We start from the raw sequence: 6565 nt of genomic DNA on the forward strand, positions 1-6565 counted from the left end.
CCCTTACTGGTAATAAAGGCAATCACACCACCCGGTTTCACCTGGTCGATAGTCTTGGCAAAAAAATAATCATGGATTAAAAATCCATGACGATTATATGCCTTATCATGTACGCTGTAATCTCCAAAAGGCACGTTGCCAATTGCTGCATCAAAGCTGTTATCTCTAAAAGATGTTTCCTCGTAACCACACCGGTAAACATTTGCCTCTGGATAAAGCCTTGCTGCAATCCTGGCAGAAATCGTATCTAGTTCTACGCCATACAACTTTGTATCTTTTTGAAATCGCTTCGGCAACATGCCGAAAAAATTACCTACCCCCATAGCAGGTTCCAGCAGTTTCCCTCCGGCAAATCCCAAATTATCGAAAATATCGTACATTTTCTCAATAATCATAGGCTGTGTATAATGGGCATTTAATGTACTATCTGCAGCCGCCTTGTATTCTTCTTCCGTCAGCAGTTCTATAAGTTCCTGCTGATACCAAGTTTCTTCTTCAAAATAAGAGGAAAGTCCTCCCCAGCCAACATAGGCAGCCAGTGTATCCTGCTCTTCTTTTGTGGCTTCCCTATCCTCTGCTTCCAGCTGCTTTAACAGCTTTATAGCTTCCATATTGTTCCTAAATTTCTGTGCGGGATAGCCTTTTCCCAAATCCCTGTCTGTAATGTGATAATTTCCTGTTTTACCGAGATTTGTTTTTATAAGTTCTGAGATATAATTACGTTCCTCAAAATCGTTCTCCGCTGATTCTGAAGCCTCTTTTTTTTCTAATTCATCTTTTTTTTGTTCAAACTCCTGTAGCACAGGTAATGTTTCATCTTTAACCAAGACATTTTCACTTTTCTCTTGCTGCATCGCTTTTTCGTAATAATCCAAATCATCTGCGGTCAGCCACTCCGGCTTTTTAAAAAGCTGATTCCAAATTTCTCGCATTTTAGAAATCTGGTCTGTTACATTTCCAGCCCAAAGATGTTTTTCATTACGGTTTCCGGCTCCAAGATAATATTCACAGTCCTGCTTCAGGCGAGAGAGCAGCATGTATAGATTGAGATAATCGTTTTGGCTATCCTCTTCCAAAAGTTCTTCAAAATGAACAATCTGGTTTTCATGATTATCTAGTTCAACTGTTGGCACATCTTTTTCACTGGTAATCAGCACATCTTCAAAAACCTCATCCTGATAAAGATAGGTGCCTTCTTTAATCAGCTCTCCAATTCGTTTCGCTGCTTGATTCCATGTGATGATGATATCTTTATCATCTTGATATGCCTTCCGTGAGAGTCTAATACCTTTCCCATCGTGCGTCTCCCACAAGTCTAAGCCTGTATGAAATCCTGATCTGCCGCCAATACCATATTCCTCTTTTAAGAAATTTATCTTTTCAGCAGTGCTTGCATTGGAATTTTCATGATAAAACTGGTAGATTTTTCGCTTACTTCCCTGCGTATTACTTCCCTGACGCAAAGCATAGTCTGCGATGCTCTGTCCAAAAGTAATCCGCTCTGGCTGTTCTTCCAAGAAACTAATCTGAGACTCTTCAGAATCAGAAACTGCCCTGCCTCGTACCCCCTCATTCATTTCAAAAAGCCGCAAACCATCTATCAGTTCTGCAATCTTCTCCCAAGGCAGAATATCTTCTTCGATTTTTGATGAATAATGACCTTTCCAAAGCAGCAATCCATTATCAAAAGTTTTATAACCTACACTTTCACCGTTTATATCGAATTCACAATAAGCATTGTTAAACAGTTTTTCAGTGTATTTTGCCTGTTTTACCCGATCATAATTTGCATCAAAAAAGAGGTAGATATCTTCTACCTCCTTGCCGTTATCTTTCAATGCCTGTAAAATGATTCCCTGCTTCAATTTTGTGTCTGAAAAGTATGGCGCATTCCGATCTCGCTTATATATGCCTAAATGGTAATCAATTCCCTCTCTATTGCGTTCTCCACTTCCATCGTGATCTGCTGCATACTGCTGACCCATTTGATTGGATTCTCGTTCTTCATCTCCTCGCTCAGCCCCAAGGCTTCCACCCTTTTCTGAATCAGCATCTCCCGCATCTCTTCCGCCGTCTGGTTCACTTCCTTTAGATGTGGTAATAGTGTTCCCTGCAGGTTCATGCTCGAGTAAGTGGCTCCCTTTTCCTCGTATAGAAACCGTGCTCTCATCATTCCGTACTTGCCCACGGTTTCTTCCATAATCAGTTCCTCGCTGTCCTCCTGAAATTCCGGAAGATAAACGTTCCCCATCTTCCTGTAACTGATTTCCTCTTTCTGTAAGTCCATCCTCTTTCTCCTTTCTCCGCTGATTTTCCTTTTGTTCATTATATACTAAAGTCCGTTCTCTAACAAGCTGCGCCTTTGCTTCTTTTTCTATGCAGACAAGCACACTTTCTGCAGACCGTTGCACAATGCCGCCAATTTCCTGCAACGTTTCCAGCTGTAACAAACTGCCTTCCTGGATATCTGTAAGATTAAAGTCCTCCTTTGAATAACGGGAAACATCCATGCCGCACCGGCGTAATGTAATATACTGTGCGGATTTTACACAGAAAGCATACAGACTATCTAGATCATCCGCAAATTGCGCTGTACAAAGTTCTGGATTTTCCTCTGCTACCTGATCTACCCATTCCAGATATTCCGCATCTACCGCCTCTTTTGCAGCTTCCTGAATTAAATCTGACAGGTCCATATCGCTGCTAATCTGATACGCCTCCGCTAGCTGTTCTGATATACGTTCCCTAAAGGCTTCATTTTCTGAAACTTCCCACAGTCTGATCTGCACATTCTGCCCAATTCTGTTATGAGTGTCATCTGCATCAAATATATATATAGACGTGTCAAACCGGTCTTGTTCATTCAACCTTATCCCTCTGCAACCTCTATTGATGCTTCTGCCCATTCGATTCCACTGATACATAGTGGTTGCTGCAATTGCTTCTGGTTTCTGCAGGTAAACAGCAAGCTGATTTGCAAAACGATATTTATACATCCAGCTTGCCGTATCTAAAAAAGGTATCCACTCTGACGAGCCTGTACGCAAACCATCAAGATATGCTTCAGTCAGCTTCTTTAACTGTTTTCCTTTTATCGCCATATTCCGCTCCCTTACTCTAATTCAGTGTTCTGACAGAGCCTAAATTGCCCCACATTATCTGGTGCGTCGATACCTGCCGCCTGACAGATTTCCTTGGCCGCACTTCTATCAAACAAGAAATCCTTATCCCAGTTCTCATCCACTACATCCGCCTCGTAAATCATTTTGTAGATTTCTCTCTCCATCATTAGAAGAGAAAATCTGCCTGGATTAGTTTCCGCTGTGAGCCCTTCCAGCTCCGGATATTTATCGCTTATATATATCATTGTGTTAAATGCAGCTTCTGGATCGGCATTGATCCAGGCACTGCACGCTTCTTTTGTATCCGCCATACCTCCTTTGGCAAGGTCAGATTCCATCATTAATGATGGAATCATCGCACCCTGCACAATAATCGGTCGACTAAAGTCATACTTTTCCATAAAACCCCGAATATATTCCCTTACATAATCCTTACTATTTTCTTTTGCCTCGACTATCATGCGGACTGGGTTCCCCTCTATACTTTCATTTTCCTGCACTGTCTTCACGTCTGTTTCCATGGCTTTCTCAATGTTTTTCTGATAGGTAAGCTGTGATACAAGTTCTGCCTGATACTCTAAATAGTCGGCCGCTTTTTCAGCGTCTCTCACGGCTTTCACGAATGTCTCCGGCTTTTTCTCAATGGCAGATACCCAGCTCTGTATATACGCTTTATGGTTTTGGAAATGGTGTTCGTCCATTTGTACCGGCAGATTTTCGCTCATAAAACAGCTGGAAAGCTCTGCGACCAATTCTTCATAAGCATAGGAAGCACTCCCAAAGCCGCCCTCAAAACTACGGTTCAGTCTGCTTTCACGCCCTGTAGCGTGGGACAACTCATGGAGCACCGTCGCATTATATCCATAATCATCGTTAAAGTATTCCTTAAGCGGTAGGTGAATTTTATCTTCTATCGGTCTGTAAAAAGCACTATCAATTCCATCATGTAAAATTTCGACGCCCATATTCTCTGAAATTCTTTGAATGAACTGTGCCTGATTAATTTCCTGCACCTGCGGTAATTCCACTTCTGGCATTCCTTCAACTTGGCTGCCGTTAAACACATAAAAATATTTCGCTCTCAATGAAATACCCTCTTTGTCCTCACGTTCGCCGTATTCCTGCCATGTAATACATTTCTTTTCTTTCGCATCATATGGCATCCAATATTCAATTTGTGTACCTTTGCTTCCTTTCATAAGATGCCACTCTTTGTCCTTTATCTGCTTAAAAGTGCACCACCTTGGATCTTCCCATCCATTCGCTGTCTGTTGGTAGGACAGCCATATCCTATTGATTCCTCGGTATGCTGTTCCACTTACCGCATTAATTGGTCTGCTAATAGGACTTCTCCATTCCTGTTGCCAGCCTACTGGATTCTCGGTGATAGATTTTATAAAGGCCTCTGCTAATTTTTCTCTATATTCTCTTACCTTCTTGTCCATCTTCATCCTCCGATAATAACTCCTCTTCCGTTATCGTGTCTGTGTCAATAAAAATTGTGATTCTCTCACTCATGGTCTTTGCCTCCGTTCAAATAAATATTCCATCACTGTTTTCACATTTCAGTTCCTGATCAGAAAGCTGATCCATCTCTTTTTCAATCGCTGCACGAAAGTCACTACTGAAAAAGCCGGCTTCATCGCTTTGCATAAACTGTTCGTATAACTCTTCCTGCAGCTTTTCATTCTCTATGGTTTCGGGAAACTCCATGGCAAGCACAATCCTGAACTGGTCTTTATATGATAATTCGTTTAACTGTTCCACAGAAAGTTTCACAAACTCCTCTTCGTTTACCATATCAGTTTCTCCGGAAATGATTGTGTGCTCTTCCTGCAAATCGTTCTCATTCAGCTTTGCATAATTGCACTCCACAGCCTGCGAAAAATACCTATTGTCATTATGATCTTCCGCTGTATAAGATGTACAGCCATCTCTCCAGAAGTAAACTTTGCCATTTTCATATTTTGCAAAATGATTTTTCCACCAGTGTTCACCATCAGGGCTAATATAAATGGGCGTATCAATGGGAACTTTTGACCAGTCTATAGTAGCTTCTTTCTGTACATGTTCTACGCATTCTGGTTCCATTCTATAATCCATATCAAAGAACTTCTCTCTAAAATCACCATCGAAATGATACTGTTCTGCAATTTCTTCTGGTGTTCCTTTAGATTCTAAATAATCCTCAGGATTTCCGCAGCAATGCCTAACAGTAAACTGACCATCATCATAAGAATAAAATATGAGTTCTGCAGCAGGATTTGAAATGGTATGCCCTACAAAAGATTGCCAATGTTCAATGAAGCCATTCGCCCCATCTATATTGATTTCTGCGTTTTTCTTTTCCTTATTCATTTTTACAGCCTGCCAAAAGGCTGTTTCTTTTTCAATATTCTGTTTATCCATACGAGCACGCATATCTTTTGCAAGCTGAGATATGGCTGCCTCATCAGCTAAGAAATCATCCACATCCATATCAAGACTATGTTCCAGCGCAAGACGATCTTCATCATCCATAACGCGTACCGCTTCTATTACATCATACATATCAAATTCTGCTTCCTTTTCAAAATATGCCTGCCAGACTTCATCACTTGTTAGCGTAAATTTCCTCTTTTGACCGTCTACAATTCTTTCAATTTCCATTACTGTACCTCCTCCTTTTTCACTGTTAAAATCCTAAATAAAAGACATCAGACAGGAATTTAAATCATATAACCACACTGCCTGATGCCCTTTCTTTAACGTTTTACAGTGCTGCTTTAATAGCAGCAGCGAATTAAAATCCCCATGCAGCGGAAATTTCTTTAGCGAGTGTCACTGCAACCAGCACAAGTCCGCATCCAATGGCGACGACTCCGATATGATCTTTTGCAAAATCTTTACTTTTTTGTGATGGGATGATAAACATAAGGCCAATGACCACTAGTGCCGCTGCTACGGCAATCCAAATAAACGGCTGCCATTGCGTAATCAAAGCATTTAATCCGTTTGCAAATTTTTCCATATTCTACCTCCTATTTTTCTGTAACTATAACTGTTTCCGATTCTCTATTTCGCTTTTTTCTAATAATCAGCAAGATAGTTGCAATCAATCCACCGAGTATGATTATGGCCGCACTTACCAATAGAATCTTTTGTAGTAATGTTAATCCGACTTTTTCATAGTCTACAGTTATCATCACTTCATAGCTGGTATCTTTAATACCATTGGTATATGTTGCTACTGCATCATAAGTCGCAAGTGCAGGACTATCTGTTGACAATTCTTCTTCGTAATAGGCCGTCCAGTCGCTCGCTTTCCGTAATCCACTAAACTCTGCGTACCGAACTGTCCGCCCATTTTCTGTTACATAATTGCTACTCCATTTTCCATCGGTAATGCGGTAATCAGCCGGATTATAGTTCAAATGCCGCAAAATAGTTTCTTGATAACCTTC

6 protein-coding genes are annotated in these 6565 nt (G+C 40.9%); all 6 read right to left on the reverse strand.

Translation table 11 applies throughout. The features are described 5' to 3' along the window. Nucleotides 1-1985 (reverse strand): LPD11 domain-containing protein (locus D1151_RS17420; protein ID WP_369122410.1); only part of this gene is annotated, 1985 nt, incomplete at its 3' end. Further along, entirely contained in the window at nt 1913-2326 is a 414-nt protein-coding gene (locus tag D1151_RS17425; protein ID WP_369122411.1) for a TnpV protein, read from the reverse strand. The genes D1151_RS17420 and D1151_RS17425, both read right to left, overlap by 73 nt. A 786-nt stretch (nt 2327-3112) precedes the next feature. Further along, the gene (locus D1151_RS16010; RefSeq protein WP_161909539.1) at nt 3113-4567 is read right to left on the reverse strand and encodes an ArdC family protein; all 1455 of its coding nucleotides are present in this window, start codon (nt 4565-4567) and stop codon (nt 3113-3115) included. 88 nt (nt 4568-4655) lie between these two features. After that, entirely contained in the window at nt 4656-5771 is a 1116-nt protein-coding gene (locus tag D1151_RS16015) for a hypothetical protein (protein WP_160202574.1), read from the reverse strand. A 133-nt stretch (nt 5772-5904) separates the two neighbouring features. After that, on the reverse strand, nt 5905-6132 hold the full coding sequence (locus D1151_RS16020) for a hypothetical protein (RefSeq protein ID WP_160202573.1): 228 nt from the start codon (nt 6130-6132) through the stop codon (nt 5905-5907). A gap of 10 nt (nt 6133-6142) precedes the next feature. Beyond that, a partial coding sequence (locus D1151_RS16025; RefSeq protein WP_161909540.1) for a hypothetical protein occupies nt 6143-6565 on the reverse strand: 423 nt, incomplete at its 5' end.

The sequence above is a fragment of the Emergencia sp. 1XD21-10 genome (genome assembly GCF_009936045.1).
GTDB classification, from domain to species: domain Bacteria; phylum Bacillota; class Clostridia; order Peptostreptococcales; family Anaerovoracaceae; genus Senimuribacter; species Senimuribacter intestinalis.

Excerpts from the sequence above, each read along its gene's own strand:
- D1151_RS16010 (WP_161909539.1), bottom strand. The coding sequence starts at position 4,567 with ATGGACAAGAAGGTAAGAGAATATAGAGAAAAATTAGCAGAGGCCTTT.
- D1151_RS16020 (WP_160202573.1), bottom strand. The coding sequence starts at position 6,132 with ATGGAAAAATTTGCAAACGGATTAAATGCTTTGATTACGCAATGGCAG.
- D1151_RS17425 (WP_369122411.1), bottom strand. The coding sequence starts at position 2,326 with ATGAACAAAAGGAAAATCAGCGGAGAAAGGAGAAAGAGGATGGACTTA.
- D1151_RS16015 (WP_160202574.1), bottom strand. The coding sequence starts at position 5,771 with ATGGAAATTGAAAGAATTGTAGACGGTCAAAAGAGGAAATTTACGCTA.